Source organism: Affinirhizobium capsici (genome assembly GCF_977018625.1).
Genome location: NZ_CDRNXD010000004.1, coordinates 1,876,416 through 1,894,040, shown reverse-complemented (window position 1 = coordinate 1,894,040; position 17,625 = coordinate 1,876,416). Strand labels below are relative to the sequence as shown.

Here is a 17,625-nt window from a genome sequence, read left to right as displayed (position 1 = left end):
CAATGATGTTGACCGTGCTGATGGAATGTCGAGATCAGGAGAAGGAGCTTGTGCAGACACTGTCTGCGCTGGTTGCAGGCGCTGTCGAAGGTCTCGTGGGTGATGTCATCATTCTCGACCATGGTTCTCAGGATGGCAGCGCGCGTGTTGCCGATGCCGCCGGCTGCCGGTTCCATGTTCAATGGAGCTTACCCGATGTGATTCGATCCGTTCGCGGCGATTGGGTGATGTTGATGGAGCCAGGCGCGCGACCACAAGTGGGCTGGATCGATGAGCTCGCCGAGCACATGGCCCATAGCAGCCAGCCAATTCGCTTTTCGCCGTCTCGAAACTATAAGACGTCCCTGCTGAAGCGCATTTTCAAGCCAGCAAATATGCTAGAACAGGGCCTTGTTCTGCCCACTATTCTGGCGACCGCCAAGGTGAAGGCTGGCTCTGGTTTGGCTGATCTAGCCACAGCCCTGAAACCTTTCCGTCTGACATCGGAAATGGTGCCAGCCTGGGCGGCGGTACGCTCCTGAAGCGCAGTTACCCGCCGTTACGCCGCAGGTGTTCGTCCAGACGCGGCATGATTTCCACGAAGTTGCACGGCATATGCCGGTAATCCAGCTGCCATTTCAGAATACCGTCCCAGGCATCCTTGCAGGCACCGGGAGAACCGGGAAGCACGAAAATGAAAGTTGCATTCGCCACACCACCTGTTGCACGGGATTGGATGGTGGAGGTGCCAATCTTGTCATAGGAAATCCGGTGGAAGACCTCTGAAAAGCCATCCATGCGCTTTTCAAATAGCGGCTCCAACGCCTCCGGTGTCACATCGCGTCCGGTGAAACCTGTGCCACCGGTGGTGATCACCACATCCACCTCATCCGCCAATGTCCAGTTGCGAACCTGTTCGTAAATCTGTTGGCGATCATCGGCAACGATGGCGCGTGCTACGAGCTTATGGCCCACCTCGGCAATCCGCTGCACCAGCGTGTCACCAGACTTGTCATTATCCAATCGCCTTGTGTCGGACACCGTCAGAACCGCAATGCCAACGGGAATGAAGGGGCGGCTTTCATCAAGACGGCTCATGGGCGTTCCTTCCGGTCAATGTGCTGCCCGCAGCGAGATACCAGTTTGGGAATTGCGCGCGAAGTCGGGCAAATGCATCCGCGGCTCTCTCTTCTGAACGATAAAGTGCAAAACATGTTGCACCGGAACCGGACATGCGGGCGATTTCCGCACCCGTGGACGCAAGCGCCTTTATAACCGTGGAGATAACTGGCTCAAGCGCCTCCGCCGGAGGCTGGAGGTCGTTGCGAAGACTACGGAGATAGGACCACCACTCAGCGCCGTCTGCGGGAGGCGGCGGCAAAGGTGTATTGTCACGTTTAGTCAACGCTTGGAAAATCTGCGGTGTTGAGACGCCAACGAGCGGATTGGCAAGAAGAATGGGGAAAGATGGGAGGTTCGGCAAAAGCGTCAAATCCTCGCCGATCCCGCGTGCAATCAGCGGCTGACTTTGCAGGCACATGGGCACATCGGCTCCAAGCGAGAGCGCCAGAGCCTCCAAGCTTTCTCGTGGTACCTTAAAATTCCAGAGCTTCGAGAGCCCGCGCAGCGTTGCCGCAGCATCCGCCGATCCGCCGCCGATACCAGATGCAATGGGAAGGTTCTTCACCAGTCTGATAGCGACAGGCGAGGCTGGCTGCCCAAGGCTAAGGGCGAGTGTACGAAGTCCGTCGCGTGCATCTAAAACCAGATTGCCCTGATCGACATCGAGCAGCGATGCAAAGCGGCCTTCTATGCGAAGTGAGTCGGCATTTGAGATTGAAAACTCCAGCTCATCGCCGTCGTCCATAAATGTCACCAGACTATCGAGCAGGTGATAGCCATCCGCGCGACGCCCGGTCACATGCAGCGCGAGATTGATTTTCGCTCGCGCTGCCTCCGAGATTGAACCCGCCATGGTTCAGTTTTTCGCGGGGATCTTCAGAATCTGGCCGGGATAAAGCCGGGTCGGATCACGCTTCAGCTCCGGGTTGATTTCAATAATGTCCTGAACGCGATCACCATTGCCCAGGGTATCTGTAGCGATCTTCCGCAGCGTATCGCCTGTTCCGACAGTATAGACCTGTCCCTCGGCTGGCTTTGCTGGGGCTTCTTTCGAATCGGCGTTGGCCTGAGGTGCGGTTGCTGCCGGCGAAGACATGGCCGTCTGCACCAAAGGCGTGGCCGCAGCGGTCAGCCCCTCGCGAATTTTTTGCTCGATCTTGGGGATTTCACTCTCTTCCGGCTTCATGGTCAGCGCCCGCTGCCACTGATATTTGGCCTCGAGCTGACGGCCAACGCGCCAATAGGCATCGCCCAGATGGTCGTTAATGGCTGCGTCACCGGCGCGAAGTTGTACGGCGCGCTCAAGTTCGGTCACGGCATCGTCATAGCGACCCAAACGATAATAGGCCCACCCCAGCGAATCCACGATGTATCCATCGTCAGGGCGCAGATCCACAGCCTTGCGGATGAGATCCAGTCCCTTTTCCAGGTTGCGGTTCATATCCACCCAGGAATAACCCAGATAGTTAAGCACCTGAGGCTGGTCCGGGTTCAGTTCCAGCGCCTTGCTGAAGTTTGGCTCTGCCTTGTCCCACTCCTTCAGGCGCTCATAGGCGATGCCGCGCTGGAAGAACACAGACCAATCGGTTGGCCGAGGTGCCGGACCAATGACGTCGACAGCCTTGTCATAGGTGCGCGCCATTTCCGCGTAGTCTTTCGCATCGGAAAGTACACTGCCATAGGCAATGTAACTGCGCAGATCAGAAGGATCTGACTCGAGAAGGGATTTCAGGTGTTTCTTGGCACCATCCATATCGCCGGTTTGTGCCAGCGTCAGGCCCAGTTGCAACTCGGAAATGCGCCGCATGGGCGAATCCTGCGGCACGCGGCTGTAAAGTTCAATCGCCTGTTTCGGCTGTTCCAGCTTTTCCGCAATTCCGCCAAGAATAATCAGCGTGTCGGCGCTTTTCGGATCAAGCGCATGGGAAATTTGCAAATACAGCGAAACCATCTCTTCAGCGCCCTGCCGGTTCAGCGCTCCTCCGATGGAAAACAGAACCGCAGCCGCACCTTGGGTGGCATCCGTCACCTGCTGTTCCGGCTTTTCGCCGCGCTCGATGCTGGTGCGCAATGCCTTCAGTGGGGCATAGTTCAACATCAGCCGCTCGGCTACGGAAATGGCGTCAAGCGCTTTCTGCTTGTTGCCCTGCGCCGCTTCCAGCCGCGCCAGAGCCATGACGGCGCGCATGAAGGTATCCGGCGTCGTGGCAACGGCTTCTTCGCTGGTGATGGCAGTTGTCAGATGCTGGCGGGCGGTTGAAACATCACCGGCAACAATCGCCATTGCACCCATATGATATTCGGTGAAGACCTTGAACCAGTCCGGTCCCTTGAGGGACTTGATCTGCTTGACGGCCTCTTGCCCCTTGCCCGCGCCAACCTTCGCCCAGGCAATCAGCAGGGAGTGGGTGAGTCGGTCGAGGTCGTTGCCACCTTTGTAGGCAAGGATCTTCTGCGCGTCGGTGTAGGAGCCCTTGCGAATGGATTCCAGGCCGCGGACGATGGTGGTGATGCGCTCGACAGCGTCATCATCCTTCAGCGCATTGACATGTTTCAGGCTCTCATCGAACTGGCCGTTCATCAAAAGCGAAACCATCAATCGCTCGCGAATGTCCAGGTTGGCTGGTTCGAATTCCAGCGCCTTCTGGTAGAGCGTGATGGCGGTGGCGTAGTCGTGGTCAACATCGGCCGTGCGGGCCGCAAGGAAAGCGCCGGAGAAGGTGTTGACCTTGTCAGCCGAGAAAACCGCCGTTTCCGTTACGGGATTATCCTGCGCCGATGCAAGACCAGGCGCGACCGTCGCCAGCACGAGAGCGGACACGAAGGCCGCGCCGGATAGCAGACGATGGGCGAAATTCTGCCGCATGAAGATGCCTTTCATGAAAAGCTGATGGCGAGCCTGTGGCCGCCGAAAAAGTTCAGCCGATGATTCACTACAGAATGGCTTTTTTGAAGCAGCTTCGCAAGAATCTGGCGCTCTCCACGGCTGTCGCGGAGTTCGAAAATTCGTGAAGAGCCGAATACCATCCGTTCGCGCCGATTTTGCGCGACGCCGGCCAGTCTATGGTCGGCGCGCTGTCCTTGTTGTCCGGTTCAGTTTACGCGAGCGATGCAGAAATCGATCACTTCCATCAACGCATCCTTGTGTGCGGAAGCTGGAAGCGGCGAAAGCGCATCGCGGGCAATGGCGCCATAATGCTTTGCTCGAGCAATCGTATCACCAAGCCCGTTATACTTGTTGATCAGGCCTAAAGCGCGCTCGAGATTTTCATCCGTACTTTCGCCGTTTTCGATGGCCGTCTTCCAGAAGCTGCGGTCTTCGGCTGTGCCACGGCGATAGGACAGGATGACCGGCAGAGTAATTTTGCCCTCGCGGAAATCATCGCCAACATTCTTGCCCAGATCGGCTGCCTTGCCACCATAATCCAGCGCGTCATCGACCAGCTGGAAGGCGAGGCCAAGGTTCATGCCGTAGGAGCGAAGGGCGGCGCGGCTGGCCTTGTCTGTGCCTGCAACGATGGGGCCAACCTCTGCTGCTGCGGCAAAAAGCGCTGCCGTCTTGGCCCGGATAACCGAAAGATAGTCGTCCTCCGTCGTTTCCATGTTCTTGGCGACGGAAAGCTGCAACACTTCACCTTCGGCAATCACGGCTGCGGCGGAAGCCAGAACGTCCAGCGCATCCATCGATCCGGTTTCCACCATCATCTTGAAGGCTTGGCCAAGCAGGAAGTCGCCCACCAGAACGCTGGCCTGGTTGCCCCAGATCATGCGGGCGGTGGATTTGCCTCGTCGCAAATCGCTTTCGTCCACCACGTCGTCGTGCAGTAGCGTGGCGGTGTGCATGAACTCGACGCTGGTGGCGAGCTTGATGTGACCATCGCCCTGATAGCCGAACATCTGTGCCGCAGCCAAAGTCAGCATCGGGCGCAGGCGCTTGCCCCCGGAAGAGATCAGGTGGTTGGCCACCTCGGGAATCATCTGTACATCCGATCCCGCTTTCGACAGGATCAGCTGGTTGACCCGATCCATGTCCGATTTGGTCAGATCGACCAATGGCTTGACGGATGCCTGCTTGTTTTTGCCCTCTTCGAGCGGAATAACGACGCCCAATGAAATGGCCTCCTGTTCAAATGTTGCGCCGGACAATAGAAAGGGGCGCTAGAACCGGCAAGTGCCAATTATCATTATGACCGGGAATTGAGGTGCTTTGACGCATGAAAGAATTGATCCGCACCAATAATGCGGTTGTCCTATCCTTCGCCACGAGCCTCCTCAACGATGCTGGCATTCACTCGCTGGTGGCTGACCAATCGATGAGCGTGCTGGAAGGTTCCTTGGGGCTTCTGCCAAAACGCCTTCTGGTGGAAGAAGATCGCGCCAGGGAAGCCCGTCGCCTGCTCATCGACGCTGGGCTTGAATCGGAACTGCGGACAGAGCCATGAGCGAAACGCTGGATGCTTTCCATCGCGGCGCCTTTCATCTGCTCCAGCCGGAAAAAGGTGCTCATCGCGCTGGCATGGATGCCATGGTTCTTGCGTCTCTGGTTGCAGACGACAAAGATATAAGGGTAGCGGATCTCGGAGCGGGTGCGGGCGCGGCAGGTTTTGCCGTTGCGTCACGCCTGGCGAACGCGAAGGTCGTGCTGGTGGAGCGTTCCGCGCTGATGGCGGACTATGCGCGGCGAAATCTTGCACTGGCTGAAAACGCCGCCTTTGCGAACCGTCTGTCAGTCATCGAAGCGGATGTCACCTTGCGTGGAAAGGCCCGCGTGGAGGCGGGGCTGCTGGACGATCATTTTCACCACGTCATCATGAATCCGCCCTTCAATGACGGGCGCGACCGCCGGACGCCGGACGCTTTGAAGGCGCAAGCCCATGCCATGACAGAGGATCTGTTCGAGGAATGGTTGCGCACGGCCTGCGCCATCACGATGCCGGGTGGGCAGCTGTCTCTGATTGCCCGGCCGCAATCGGTGGCAGACATCATCACCGCCTGTGGAAAACGCTTCGGCGGGCTGGAACTCACAGCCATTCATCCGCGCCCCGGTGAAGATGCGATCCGCCTTCTGGTCACGGCCATCAAGGGTTCGAAATCGCGGCTTGTCTGGCGCGCACCGCTTTTCATGCATGGTGAAGAGGGGCACGCGTTCACTCCGACGGTCGACGCTCTCAACAATGGACGCGAGGCCTATCGGCGTACAGGCCGTTGAATGACGCGGAATTTACAGGAACCAACCATTGCGCCGGCCATTCCGTTGCATACATGACGGAAAAGCAGAGATAACAGGAGATAACATGGCCGGCTTGTTGAAGACTTTGGTTCCAAAGCGGTTTCGCAAGGATGAAACGGTCATTCCGGTCGTGCGGCTTCATGGGGCCATCATGGCCGGCGGCAGCCAGCTTCGTCCCACGCTGAACCTTGCCAATGTGGCCCCCATGCTGGAGCGGGCATTTTCCCGCAAGGATGTGCCGGTCGTCGCCATCTCGATCAACTCGCCAGGTGGTTCGCCGGTCCAGTCGCGGCTGATCTATCAGCGCATCCGGGCCCTTGCCGAAGAAAAGAACAAGCGCGTGCTGATGTTCGTGGAAGATGTTGCCGCTTCAGGCGGTTACATGATTGCGCTGGCGGGCGATGAAATCTTCGTGGACCCCACCTCCATCGTCGGCTCGATTGGCGTCGTCTCCGGCGGTTTCGGCTTTCCGGAACTGTTGAATAAGATCGGTGTGGAGCGGCGTGTCTATACGGCAGGTGAAAACAAGGTCATCCTTGATCCCTTCCAGCCGGAAAAAGAAAGCGATATTGCCTATCTCAAGACGCTGCAACTCGAGATCCACAAAGTCTTCATCGACATGGTGAAGACACGGCGTGGCGAGCGTTTGAGCGATGACGAGACCATTTTCTCAGGCCTCTTCTGGACCGGAAATCACGGTGTTGAGCTTGGACTTGTCGATGGTATCGGTGAAATGCGTGATGTGCTGACGCGCCGCTTCGGGCCGAAGGCGAAGTTGCAGCTGATCGGGGCCGCACGTGGTCTCCTGGGCCGCAAGGTGCCGGGCGTAGCCTCCCTCACTGGCGTACCAAATGCTGCGGAAATTGCAGCAGGTGCTGCTTCCGGTCTTGCGGCAACGCTGGAAGAAAAGGCATTGTGGGGCCGATACGGTCTCTAATTATCCAGACACAAGGACTTCGCCATCATGCCGCAGCTTCTGTTTCTTGCCATTCTCATCGGCGGGGGCTGGCTGTTGTATCGCAAATTCATCAGAGATGCCGAAAGGCTGGCACGTCTGCGTCGCGCTCAGGAAAAGGAGCGGCAGACGGGTGCCATCGGCACGCTAGTGAAAGATCCGGTGACGGGAGAGTATCGCGTGCGCCGCGATGAGGACGCCTGAGAGCCGCCGCCTCACTTGACCCTCGGTGAATAGCGTGGCACCAGACGGGCCCAAATACCTCCTTACCCAGACTTTGTTTGCCGGATCAGAACCCATGACCTCGACTCTTGCCCCGCATATGGACCCGAAGCGCTCGTTTCAGGCGCTGATCCTGACGCTCCATAACTATTGGGCGGACAAGGGCTGCGCAGTTCTGCAGCCCTATGACATGGAAGTGGGCGCGGGGACCTTCCACCCGGCAACGACGCTACGCGCTCTCGGTCCTAAGCCCTGGAAAGCGGCCTATGTGCAGCCGTCGCGCCGTCCATCCGACGGGCGCTATGGCGAAAACCCCAACCGCTTGCAGCATTACTACCAGTATCAGGTCATTCTGAAGCCGAACCCGTCCAACCTGCAGGAACTCTACCTCGGTTCGCTGGCCGCCATCGGGCTCGATCCTCTATTGCACGATATTCGCTTCGTGGAAGACGATTGGGAAAGCCCGACTTTGGGCGCCTGGGGCCTTGGCTGGGAATGCTGGTGCGATGGCATGGAAGTTTCGCAGTTCACTTACTTCCAGGCCGTCTGCGGCATTGATTGCTCGCCGGTTGCCGGTGAATTGACCTACGGTCTGGAACGTCTGGCCATGTATGTGCAAGGCGTGGACAATGTCTATGACCTGAACTTCAACGGTCGCGAAGGCGAGGAAAAGATTTCCTACGGCGATGTCTTCTTGCAGGCAGAGCAGGAATATTCCCGCCACAACTTCGAATTCGCCAATACGGAAATGCTGCATCGTCACTTCATCGATGCGGAGAAAGAGTGTTTGGCGCTGCTGGAGGCGGGCCGCCTGCAAGGCGAAGCGGCTGCACAACAAGAGGCGGGGAGCGCCGGAGGCGCGACGGGGATCGTACATAAGTGCGTTTTCCCGGCCTATGACCAGTGCATCAAGGCCAGCCACGTCTTCAACCTTCTGGATGCTCGCGGCGTCATTTCCGTCACCGAACGCCAGAGCTACATCCTGCGGGTCCGCACGCTGGCCAAGGCCTGTGGCGAAGCCTTCCTGCTGACGGATGCCGGTGGCGTGAACCTGACGACAGCGGCCTGAAATCGACAAGAGAATCCCGATGACAGGCGCGCGCTAAACGATTAGGGTTCGCGCGCGCTGAATTCGGGAGCTTTTCATGTATATCGCTTTAGCCGCCTTGGCGGTCGTCGCTCTCTATGTTGTCTTTGTCTACAACGGCCTGGTGAAGTCTCGCCAGATGGCGGAAGAGGCGTGGTCAGGCATCGACGTGCAGCTGAAACGCCGTGCTGATCTGATCCCGAACCTGATCGAGACCGTGAAGGGCTATGCCGCCCACGAGAAATCGACGCTGGAAGAGGTGGTGGCGCTGCGCAACAAGGCGCAAGCCGTGCCAAGTGGCGATGTGGCAGGCCGCGCGGCGGCGGAAGGTCTTCTCGGGCAGGCGCTCGGTCGTGTCGTGGCACTGGCGGAAGCCTATCCCGATCTGAAGGCAAACCAGAACTTTCTGGAGCTTCAGCGCTCGCTGGAAACAGTAGAGGGCGAAATCCAGATGTCGCGGCGTTACTATAATGGCGCTGCACGCGATCTGAATGTGAAGGTGGAAAGCTTTCCTTCCAACCTCATTGCGGGCCAGTTCGGTTTTGCCAAGAAGCCCTATTTCGAAATTGCCAATGAAGCGGATCGTGCCGTCCCTTCCGTGAAATTCTGATATGCAGCGCCAAGCGTTGCCGCCCAAGGCTTCGCCGCCATGCCCGTGTGAGACGAGAATGAGTACCGATCAACTGACCATTCAGCCGACCAGCCAGCCCTTGAAGGGCAAGGTGAGCCCGCCGGGTTCCAAATCCATCACCAACCGCGCCCTGCTTCTGGCCGGGTTGGCCAAGGGTACCAGCCGCCTGACCGGCGCTTTGAAAAGCGACGACACCCGCTATATGGCCGAAGCTTTGCGGGCGATGGGGGTGACGGTGAATGAGCCGGACCCGACGACCTTCGTCGTCACCAGCAGCGGCCAGTTGAAGCCACCGGCGCATCCGCTTTTTCTCGGCAATGCTGGAACGGCAACGCGCTTTCTCACCGCAGCCGTGGCGCTGGGCCACGGTCGCTATGTGGTGGATGGCGATCAGCACATGCGCAAGCGGCCCATCCAGCCGCTCGTCGAGGCGTTGCGCTCGCTTGGCGTTTCGGTGGAAGCGCCATCAGGCTGCCCTCCGGTCACGATTGAAGCAACAGGACGATTCGAGACCAATCGCGTGGTTATCGATGCGGGCCTTTCCAGCCAATACGTATCGGCGCTGTTGATGGCCGCCGCCTGCGCTGCCGAGCCTCTCGAGATCGAATTGGCCGGTGCCGATATCGGCGCACGCGGCTATATTGATCTGACGCTTGCCGCCATGCGGGCCTTTGGTGCGAAGGTGGAGCAGCCGTCCGCTGCCGTCTGGCGCATTGAGCCAACAGGTTATACGGCCACTGATTTCCACATCGAGCCCGATGCCTCTGCCGCAACCTATCTCTGGGGCGCGGAAGTGCTGACGGGCGGAGCAATCGATATCGGCACTCCAGCAACGGCATTCACCCAGCCGGATGCCAAGGCATACGACGTGATTTCCGCCTTTCCGCATATGCCTGCCGTGATCGATGGCAGCCAGATGCAGGATGCCATCCCCACCATTGCGGTTCTCGCAGCTTTCAATGAAACGCCGGTGCGGTTCGTTGGTATTGCGAACCTGCGGGTGAAAGAATGCGACCGCATTCGGGCGCTTTCCACTGGCCTCAACACTATTCGCGATGGTTTGGCGACGGAGGAGGGCGATGATCTTCTCGTGGCCTCCGATCCGAAGCTTGCGGACCAGACGCTGCCAGCCCGCATCGATACCTTTGCCGATCACCGCATTGCCATGAGCTTTGCACTGGCAGGATTGAAAATCGGCGGCATCACGATCCTTGATCCCGGCTGTGTGGCCAAAACCTACCCGGATTACTGGGATGCCATGGAAGCACTTGGCGTGACGCTGGAGCGCGGCTGAGTGTTACCTATACGTATTCCATCGGCGGTGCTGCGGTTTCTCCTCCTGTTTTTGGTGCAGGCGGCGCTACTCGGCTTTGCCGTGGATGGGCGGGCTGCGGAATATATTGCCGCCTATCGCTCCGAAATTCAGATTGCGCGTCAGGGCGATGTGACGGTGACGGAGATCATCACCGTCAATGCCGAGGGGCATGATATCCGCCGCGGCATCTTCCGGGATTTTCCGCTCTATATGCTGGATCAGCAGGGGAAGCGCCAGAAAGTGGGCTTCGAGGTCCTATCCGTTACGCGGGATGGCAAGCCGGAAGACTGGAAAACGGAGAGCGTTTCCGGCGGCGTGCGCATCTATATGGGTTCGGAAAACACGCTTCTCGATCGCGGCCTGCACACCTATGAGCTGACCTATCGCACGGACCGTCAAATTCGCTTTCAGGAGAATTTCGACGAGTTCTATTGGAATGTCACCGGCAATGGCTGGATTTTCCGTATCGATCAGGCCTCTGTGGTGGTGCAGTTGCCACCGGCGGTAAAGGCGCTCAACACGGATTTCTTCACGGGCCCGGAAGGGGCAACCGGCAAGGATGCGCGCCGTACTGGCAGCGAAACCGCGCCGGGTTTTGTGACCACCCGGCCCTTGGGTGCAAATGAAGGCTTCACCATCGCCATTGCCATGCCGAAGGGCTCCATCCTGCCGCCAAGTTCGGCGCAGCAACGAGGCTGGATGCTACGCGACAACCTCAACCTGATGATTGCAGCGATTGGGCTGGCGGTGGTTGGCCTTTATTACATGTGGGGCTGGCGTCGCGTGGGCCGCGATCCGCCGCGTGGTGTGGTGGTTCCGAATTGGCATCCGCCCGAAGGGCTTTCTCCGGCGCTCGTCAACTATGTCGATAACAAGGGCTTTTCCGGCGAGGGTTGGAACGCACTTTCCGCCAGCTTCATCGATCTGGCGGTGAAGGGTTATGTGCAACTGGAAGACCTGAAGAAGAGCATCGTCATTCGCCGAACGGATAAACCTGTCGCGGCTGACCTGCCTGTGGGGCAAATGGTGCTGATCCGCCAGCTAGGCATGGCCAACGACAAGTTCGTCATCGACAAGAAAAACGGTGAGGCCGTTCAATCTCTCGGCAAACTGTTTCGGCAGGCCATCGAGAAGGAAAATCGCGGGCGCTATTATAATGCCAATACGGCCTATATCGTCGCTGGCATTGCTCTCAGCATTTTGGCGCTGGGTGCCATGCTGGTGTTTGGCGATATCAACCCGGATCTGGCAGGACTTCTGGTCATGCCCGCCTTCTTCGGCCTGATTTGGGGTGGCCTGGCCATCAAGATTGCCAAATCGCTGCGGCATCGCAAGACCCTTGGTCGCCGACTTGGGGCGGTGTTCAGCTTCGCCGTTCTGGGCTTCATGGGCATCAGCGTTTTCGGCGCATTTATTGTGTCGATGGTCGATAGTCTCGGCAACGGTCAATGGCCGCTTTTCGTCGGCGTCGGCGGCATTGTGCTCGTCAACGCGCTTTTCTTCTTCCTGATGGGCGCACCAACACCGCTTGGCGCAAAGCGGATGGATGAGATCGAAGGCCTGCGGACCTATCTGATGCTGGCCGAAAAAGACCGGATGAACATGATGGGCGCACCGGACATGTCGCCTCGTCATTTCGAAACGCTGCTGCCCTATGCTGTGGCGCTTGGTGTGGAAAAACCCTGGAGCCAGACTTTCGAGACCTGGCTGGCGACCGCTGCTGCCGGTGCTGTCGCCGCCAGCTACCATCCGGGCTGGTACAGCGGTGACACCTACAACTCGTTCGGGGATAGTATCGGCAGTTTCTCGTCGTCCATGTCATCCACCATTGCCTCCACTATCCCGCAGCCTGTGGCATCCTCCTCCTCCGGATTCTCGTCCGGCGGCTCCTCCGGGGGTGGCGGCGGTGGCGGTGGCGGCGGTGGCTGGTAAGCAACGTCCACCAATTCTCTTCATGAATTGAAACTATACACAGTCATTTTTAGGAATTGCTTGAGGTCGAAAGGGTCGCTAATCCGTCGCCAGTCAATCGGGGGTAAGATGATGACGATTTCGACAGAAAAGCAAATACTAATTGAGCAACGTGTAACAAATGAAGCCAAGTCTATTGGCGCGGCCTATCTTCTCTGGTTATTTGTTGGCGGCCTGGGCGGTCACCGCTTTTACCTGGGCCGCAAAGGTTCAGGTTTGGCTATGCTGTTGTTGACGGTGGCGGGCTTCATCACCAGCTTCATTGGTATTGGGCTTTTTCTCTTTCTTGTTGTGGGCGTCTGGGCGCTCGTCGATGCCTTTCTTATTCCGGGCATGGTGTCTGAGCACAAGAACAAGATCCGTAACGATCTGGTGCAGCAGGCGATGCTGACGGGTGCATGATATTTGGCGAGGCTTTCCGGGTTTATCGTTCCCGGAAGCCTTGCATTTTTGCATGCGCGGCAGATGACATTTGCCTGTGGCCTTGCTAAGTCGGCGCAACGCAAAACAATGACGCCCGCCCGAACCGTGCCTGATCTTCTGATAAGGCCAAGGAACTGAACAATGCCTGATCTTCTGCTCGAACTTCGCTCTGAGGAAATTCCTGCCCGCATGCAGCGCAAGGCTGCGGGCGATCTGAAGAAGCTTGTAACCGATGCGCTGGTTGAGGCAGGTCTGACTTATGAAGGGGCGCGCGAATACTGGACGCCGCGCCGCCTGACGCTGGATATCCGTGGTCTGACGGCTCGTTCCGCCGATCAGCGGGAAGAGCGTAAAGGCCCGCGCACCGATGCGCCGGAAAAGGCAATCGAAGGCTTTCTGCGCGGGGCGGGTCTTTCTTCCGTATCAGAAGCCCAGGTGGTTTCCGACCCAAAGAAGGGTGAGTTCTACGTTGCCGTCATCTCCAAGCCCGGTCGTGCGGCGGAAGAGATTATCGCCGATGTGATGCCCGGTATCATCCGCACTTTTCCTTGGCCAAAGAGCATGCGCTCCGGTTCTGCTTCCATGCCGAAGGGCATGAAGTATGCAGGCATTGAGGGCAGGGGCATGGAAAGTCTGCGCTGGGTCCGCCCGCTGCAATCCATTGTCTGCATGTTCGGGCCGGAGCATGATGAAACGCAGATCATTCCTTTCGAAGTTGATGGCATCAAAGCTTCAAACCTTACCTATGGCCACCGTTTCCATGCGCCGGGCGCCATCACGGTTCGCCGTTTTGACGATTATGTTTCGAGCCTGGAAAAGGCAAAGGTCATGCTGGATGCGGACCGCCGCAAGGATGTGATCCTGCACGATGCCCGCGATCTCTCCTTTGCCAATGGTCTGGATCTGGTGGAAGATGAAGGCCTTCTGGAAGAAGTTTCCGGTCTTGTCGAATGGCCGCATGTGTTGATGGGCTCTTTCGAGGAAGAATATCTGGAAATCCCGGCGGAAATCATTCGCCTGACCATCAAGACGAACCAGAAATGCTTCGTCACCCGTCCACAAGGTGCAAGCGAAGGTCTCTCCAACCGCTTCATTCTCGTTTCCAATATCGATGCGAAAGATGGCGGCCAGGAAATCATGCATGGCAATGGCAAGGTCGTGCGTGCGCGTCTGTCCGATGCCAAGCATTTCTGGACTCGTGACCAGGGCAACCTGCCGGATCTGGAAACCTTGAAGGCTTCCGCCGAAAAGTTCGGCCTTGATCTGGCAAAGCCGCTCGATCAGCGCATGGCCAAGCTCGATGCGCTGAACGTCACCTTCCACGCCAAGCTCGGCACGCAGGGCGAGCGCGTGGAGCGCATCCGCTCATTGGCCAGCCAATTGGCTCCCCTTGTCGGTGCCGATGAGAAGCTGGTGGATCGTGCCGTGGTTCTCTCAAAGGCTGATCTGCGCACGGAAGCTGTGGGCGAATTCCCGGAACTCCAAGGCCTCATGGGCCGCAAATATGCGGTGCTTCAGGGCGAAGATGCCTCGGTTGCTGCCGCCATTGAAGATCATTACAAGCCGCAAGGCCCGTCGGACCGCGTGCCGGAAGACAAGGTGGCAATTACCGTTGCTCTCGCCGATAAGCTCGACACACTCGTCGGCTTCTGGGCCATCGATGAAAAGCCAACCGGCTCGAAAGACCCTTACGCCCTTCGCCGTGCAGCCCTTGGCGTAGTGCGCATCATGCTGGAGCGCAAGGTGCGGTTGCCGCTGTCGCAGATCGTCAAGGATGCTGATCTTCTCGCCTTCTTCCACGAGCGCCTGAAAGTCTACCTGCGCGACATGGGTGCGCGACATGACATTATCGATGCGGTGCTGACACCGGATGCCGATGACCTGCTGTTGGTGGCCCGTCGTGCGGAAGCGCTCACCGCCTTCATCACTTCGGAGGATGGCAAGAACCTGCTGGCTGGCACCAAGCGTGCAACACAGCTTCTTGCCGCCGAAGAAAAGAAGGGCACCGTCGTTGCCGATGCAGTCTCTGCGGACCTCTTGAAGCTCGATGCGGAAAACGCGCTTCATGCGGCCATCACATCCGCCACGCGGGATGTGGCGGCAGCAGTGAAGACTGAAGATTTCCGCTCCGCCATGGAAGCATTGTCCAGCCTGCGCGGCCCCGTGGACAAGTTCTTTGAAGACGTCCTCGTCAATGATGAGGATGCCGCCGTTCGCGCCAATCGCCTGGCCCTGTTAAAGGCCATTCGTGAAGCGACAGGCACGGTTGCGGATTTCTCCAAGATCAGCGGTTAAATTGAATGGCAGGTCGCATTCTTATCAGCGCCTGCCTTCTCGGCCAACCCGTCCGCTATGATGGTAAGGGAAAGCCTCTTGCCCATCCGCTTATCGAACAGTGGAAGGGGGAGGGGCGTCTTGTTCCCTTCTGCCCGGAACTGGCGGGCGGCATGAGCGTGCCGCGCCCACCGGCAGAGATTGAAGATGGTATGGCGGGCGAGGATGTTCTGGCAGGCCGTGCGCGTGTTCTGGAACTGACCGGCGGGGATGTCACCGCCGCCTTCATCGCGGGTGCCCAACAGGCCTTGGCCTTTGCCCGTGGCAACGATTGCCGCTTTGCCCTTCTCATCGATGGCAGCCCATCCTGCGGATCAAAGATGATTTATGATGGCGCATTCTCGGGCCACAAAATTCCCGGTCGTGGCGTGACCGCTGCTCTTCTCAGCCAGGAGGGCATCAAAGTCTTCGCCCCATCCCAGATCGAGGATCTCGCAACAGCTCTCTGAAATGCCAAAACGCCGATCTTTCGACCGGCGCTCTGATTGTCGTCAGGCCATTTGGTGAGTGGCCAGCTTACCCGGCGCGTCGCATCTGTTGGGCCATGCCGTGCAGGCTGTTGGCACCGGAAGCGTTTCCGGTACGGAAGCCGCCGATGAGTTCCAGAAGATCGCCGGTGTCATTGGCGAGAACTTCCGCCGAGGCCGTGGTTTCTTCCGCCATGGCCGCGTTCTGCTGGGTTGCACTGTCCAGCTGGTTGAGGGCAGAGGAGATGGAGCGAAGGGTGGTGTCCTGCTCCTGTGCGCTATGGGCAATCTTGGAGACAACATCGTTTGCCGCTTCGATCTGGGCCGAGATGCGCTTCAAGGCTTCGCCTGCCTGCGAGACAAGCTGAACGCCCTGTTCCACCTGACCGCCGGAGCGTGAGATCTGGTCCTTGATCTCCTTGGCGGCAGCGGCAGAGCGCTGTGCCAGTTCACGCACTTCCTGGGCAACGACGGCAAAGCCCTTGCCGCTCTCGCCCGCGCGCGCCGCCTCAACACCGGCATTGAGCGCCAGAAGGTTGGTCTGGAAGGCAATCTCGTCGATGACACCAATGATCTTGGTAATCTCGGATGAGGATTGCTCGATGCCGCTCATGGCGCTGATCGCCTGTTCGACAATGGTATCGCTCTGGCGGGCTTCGGAACTGATGGTGGTGACCCGCTGTGCGGCCTCGCGTGCACCGTCAGCGGTCTGGCGAACGGCAACAGTCAGCTCGTCGAGGGCAGCAGAGGTTTCCTCCAGGTTCGCTGCCTGCCGTTCAGTGCGCTGGGCCAGTTCGCTGGAGGCACGACGGATTTCTTCCTTGCTGACGCCGATATCATTGCCCTTGAGGCTGACGCGCGACATGGCCTGCTCGAGACGCGAGAGCGCATCGTTGAAGTTGGCGCGCAGACCCTCATACTTCGGGCCAAGATCAGCGCAACGAACCGTCAGGTCGCCAGTTGCGAGGTTTTCCAGTGCCGAGCCGATGGTGGATACCACATGCGCCTGATCTGCGGCTTCCTTGCGCTGGGCTTCCTCACCACGGTTGCGTTCGGCCTGAAGCTCTGCTTCCTGCTGCTGCTCGCGTTCCGCCATGGCGTGGCGTTCGCGCACCTTCTCTTGAAGCGCCTGTGTGGCACGGGCCATCTTGCCCACTTCATTGTTCATGTCCGTGTGCGGGATCGTGATCCTGGTATCTTCGTTCGCCACCGCACCCAAGGCATCGTGAATGGCCGAAAGCGGGCGCGTGATGCCGCGAATAATGATGTAAGCTGCACCAATGGCAAGCAGGAGAATGACGAGGCCGGTTCCAATGGCCTGGAAGATAGCGGCGCGAATTTCCGCCTTCAGATCATCTGTGTAAAGGCCGGTGATGATGACGATCTTCCACGGCTCGAACGCCTTGGCATAGGATGCCTTCGGGTAGGTGCGGTCATTCGGGTCTTTGCCGGGCTTGGGGCCAATGAATTCCACAAAACCGCCGCCCTGCTGCGCCAAGCGAACAAGCTCGTCGCGATAGAGGTAGCCGGTTGGATCGCCCTTGCCCTTGTTGCTCTTGCCGACATCGGGTGACGTCGGGTGGAAGATCATCTTCACATCGTAGTCATAGCCGAAGAAATAGCCGTCCGGCTCGAACTTTACCTTATTCAGCAAAGCATAGGCGCGCTTCTGAGCCTCCTCCTGGGTGAATTCACCAGCAGTGGCACGGTCGTTGAAGTCCTTCAGGATGGAAATTGCTGACTCCACCTGTGTGCGCAGCATTTCATAGCGCTGCTGATAGATAGCATTGGATGAGGAACGAATTTCTACAAATGTCGCAATGGAAAAGGCGAAGATCAGTCCGCCGACCAAAAGAGCAAGTTGTGTGGGGATCGAGAGGCGTTTCATG

At 58.4% G+C, this 17,625-nt stretch carries 16 protein-coding genes and 1 pseudogene; 12 read left to right on the top strand and 5 right to left on the bottom strand.

The window, feature by feature from the left end:
- The first annotated feature begins 5 nt into the window (after window positions 1–5).
- Window positions 6–521 carry a glycosyl transferase gene (locus AC0JZ1_RS12535; protein ID WP_471883438.1) on the top strand — a complete coding sequence of 172 codons (516 nt, stop codon included), beginning with the start codon at window positions 6–8 and terminating at the stop codon, window positions 519–521.
- A gap of 7 nt (window positions 522–528) precedes the next feature.
- On the opposite strand, the gene moaB is transcribed toward AC0JZ1_RS12535, so the two are convergent.
- The 4 genes and pseudogenes from moaB to AC0JZ1_RS12515 form a co-directional block, all read right to left on the bottom strand.
- On the bottom strand, window positions 529–1,077 hold the full coding sequence (moaB, locus tag AC0JZ1_RS12530; protein WP_471882687.1) for a molybdenum cofactor biosynthesis protein B: 549 nt from the start codon (window positions 1,075–1,077) through the stop codon (window positions 529–531).
- Entirely contained in the window at window positions 1,064–1,954 is an 891-nt protein-coding gene (locus AC0JZ1_RS12525) for a 4-(cytidine 5'-diphospho)-2-C-methyl-D-erythritol kinase (protein ID WP_471882686.1), read from the bottom strand. Before AC0JZ1_RS12525 ends, moaB begins: the two co-directional genes overlap by 14 nt.
- Before the next feature lie 276 nt (window positions 1,955–2,230).
- Window positions 2,231–3,967: pseudogene (locus AC0JZ1_RS12520) on the bottom strand (tetratricopeptide repeat protein); the annotation flags it as partial.
- 227 nt (window positions 3,968–4,194) lie between these two features.
- A complete protein-coding gene (locus tag AC0JZ1_RS12515; protein ID WP_471882685.1) occupies window positions 4,195–5,211 on the bottom strand; it encodes a polyprenyl synthetase family protein in 1,017 nt (338 codons plus the stop codon).
- A 104-nt stretch (window positions 5,212–5,315) separates the two neighbouring features.
- On the opposite strand from AC0JZ1_RS12515, the gene AC0JZ1_RS12510 reads away from it, so the two are divergent.
- The 11 genes from AC0JZ1_RS12510 to AC0JZ1_RS12460 all read left to right on the top strand — a co-directional run bounded on the left by AC0JZ1_RS12510 (window position 5,316) and on the right by AC0JZ1_RS12460 (window position 15,718).
- Window positions 5,316–5,543: a putative signal transducing protein gene (locus AC0JZ1_RS12510; protein WP_471882684.1), complete on the top strand. Its 228-nt coding sequence runs from the start codon at window positions 5,316–5,318 to the stop codon at window positions 5,541–5,543.
- The gene (locus AC0JZ1_RS12505; protein ID WP_471882683.1) at window positions 5,540–6,310 is read left to right on the top strand and encodes a tRNA1(Val) (adenine(37)-N6)-methyltransferase; all 771 of its coding nucleotides are present in this window, start codon (window positions 5,540–5,542) and stop codon (window positions 6,308–6,310) included. The genes AC0JZ1_RS12510 and AC0JZ1_RS12505 overlap by 4 nt, the downstream gene beginning before the upstream one ends.
- Window positions 6,311–6,395: 85 nt before the next feature.
- Window positions 6,396–7,268 (top strand): S49 family peptidase, encoded by an 873-nt coding sequence (locus AC0JZ1_RS12500; RefSeq protein ID WP_471882682.1) that lies wholly within the window; start codon window positions 6,396–6,398, stop codon window positions 7,266–7,268.
- Window positions 7,269–7,295: 27 nt separating this feature from the next.
- A complete protein-coding gene (locus tag AC0JZ1_RS12495; RefSeq protein ID WP_471882681.1) occupies window positions 7,296–7,490 on the top strand; it encodes a hypothetical protein in 195 nt (64 codons plus the stop codon).
- 118 nt (window positions 7,491–7,608) lie between these two features.
- On the top strand, window positions 7,609–8,577 hold the full coding sequence (locus tag AC0JZ1_RS12490) for a glycine--tRNA ligase subunit alpha (protein WP_471883437.1): 969 nt from the start codon (window positions 7,609–7,611) through the stop codon (window positions 8,575–8,577).
- Between the two features lie 76 nt (window positions 8,578–8,653).
- Window positions 8,654–9,205, top strand: a complete 552-nt coding sequence (locus tag AC0JZ1_RS12485; RefSeq protein ID WP_471882680.1) for a LemA family protein — start codon at window positions 8,654–8,656, stop codon at window positions 9,203–9,205.
- A 58-nt stretch (window positions 9,206–9,263) separates the two neighbouring features.
- Window positions 9,264–10,520, top strand: coding sequence for a 3-phosphoshikimate 1-carboxyvinyltransferase (aroA, locus tag AC0JZ1_RS12480; protein ID WP_471882679.1), 1,257 nt, complete (start codon window positions 9,264–9,266; stop codon window positions 10,518–10,520).
- A gap of 9 nt (window positions 10,521–10,529) precedes the next feature.
- Window positions 10,530–12,473, top strand: a complete 1,944-nt coding sequence (locus tag AC0JZ1_RS12475) for a DUF2207 domain-containing protein (protein ID WP_471883436.1) — start codon at window positions 10,530–10,532, stop codon at window positions 12,471–12,473.
- Window positions 12,474–12,584: 111 nt separating this feature from the next.
- Window positions 12,585–12,914, top strand: coding sequence for a TM2 domain-containing protein (locus AC0JZ1_RS12470; protein WP_471882678.1), 330 nt, complete (start codon window positions 12,585–12,587; stop codon window positions 12,912–12,914).
- Window positions 12,915–13,076: 162 nt separating this feature from the next.
- Window positions 13,077–15,230 carry a glycine--tRNA ligase subunit beta gene (gene glyS, locus AC0JZ1_RS12465; protein ID WP_471882677.1) on the top strand — a complete coding sequence of 718 codons (2,154 nt, stop codon included), beginning with the start codon at window positions 13,077–13,079 and terminating at the stop codon, window positions 15,228–15,230.
- Window positions 15,231–15,235: 5 nt separating this feature from the next.
- A complete protein-coding gene (locus AC0JZ1_RS12460) occupies window positions 15,236–15,718 on the top strand; it encodes a 2-thiouracil desulfurase family protein (protein ID WP_471882676.1) in 483 nt (160 codons plus the stop codon).
- 67 nt (window positions 15,719–15,785) lie between these two features.
- On the opposite strand, the gene AC0JZ1_RS12455 is transcribed toward AC0JZ1_RS12460, so the two are convergent.
- On the bottom strand, window positions 15,786–17,624 hold the full coding sequence (locus AC0JZ1_RS12455; RefSeq protein ID WP_471882675.1) for a methyl-accepting chemotaxis protein: 1,839 nt from the start codon (window positions 17,622–17,624) through the stop codon (window positions 15,786–15,788).
- Window position 17,625 lies beyond the last annotated feature (1 nt).

Excerpts from the sequence above, each read along its gene's own strand:
- AC0JZ1_RS12535 (WP_471883438.1), top strand. The coding sequence starts at position 6 with ATGTTGACCGTGCTGATGGAATGTCGAGATCAGGAGAAGGAGCTTGTG.
- moaB (WP_471882687.1), bottom strand. The coding sequence starts at position 1,077 with ATGAGCCGTCTTGATGAAAGCCGCCCCTTCATTCCCGTTGGCATTGCG.
- AC0JZ1_RS12525 (WP_471882686.1), bottom strand. The coding sequence starts at position 1,954 with ATGGCGGGTTCAATCTCGGAGGCAGCGCGAGCGAAAATCAATCTCGCG.
- AC0JZ1_RS12510 (WP_471882684.1), top strand. The coding sequence starts at position 5,316 with ATGAAAGAATTGATCCGCACCAATAATGCGGTTGTCCTATCCTTCGCC.
- AC0JZ1_RS12505 (WP_471882683.1), top strand. The coding sequence starts at position 5,540 with ATGAGCGAAACGCTGGATGCTTTCCATCGCGGCGCCTTTCATCTGCTC.
- AC0JZ1_RS12500 (WP_471882682.1), top strand. The coding sequence starts at position 6,396 with ATGGCCGGCTTGTTGAAGACTTTGGTTCCAAAGCGGTTTCGCAAGGAT.
- AC0JZ1_RS12495 (WP_471882681.1), top strand. The coding sequence starts at position 7,296 with ATGCCGCAGCTTCTGTTTCTTGCCATTCTCATCGGCGGGGGCTGGCTG.
- AC0JZ1_RS12490 (WP_471883437.1), top strand. The coding sequence starts at position 7,609 with ATGGACCCGAAGCGCTCGTTTCAGGCGCTGATCCTGACGCTCCATAAC.
- AC0JZ1_RS12485 (WP_471882680.1), top strand. The coding sequence starts at position 8,654 with ATGTATATCGCTTTAGCCGCCTTGGCGGTCGTCGCTCTCTATGTTGTC.
- aroA (WP_471882679.1), top strand. The coding sequence starts at position 9,264 with ATGAGTACCGATCAACTGACCATTCAGCCGACCAGCCAGCCCTTGAAG.
- AC0JZ1_RS12470 (WP_471882678.1), top strand. The coding sequence starts at position 12,585 with ATGACGATTTCGACAGAAAAGCAAATACTAATTGAGCAACGTGTAACA.
- glyS (WP_471882677.1), top strand. The coding sequence starts at position 13,077 with ATGCCTGATCTTCTGCTCGAACTTCGCTCTGAGGAAATTCCTGCCCGC.
- AC0JZ1_RS12460 (WP_471882676.1), top strand. The coding sequence starts at position 15,236 with ATGGCAGGTCGCATTCTTATCAGCGCCTGCCTTCTCGGCCAACCCGTC.
- AC0JZ1_RS12455 (WP_471882675.1), bottom strand. The coding sequence starts at position 17,624 with ATGAAACGCCTCTCGATCCCCACACAACTTGCTCTTTTGGTCGGCGGA.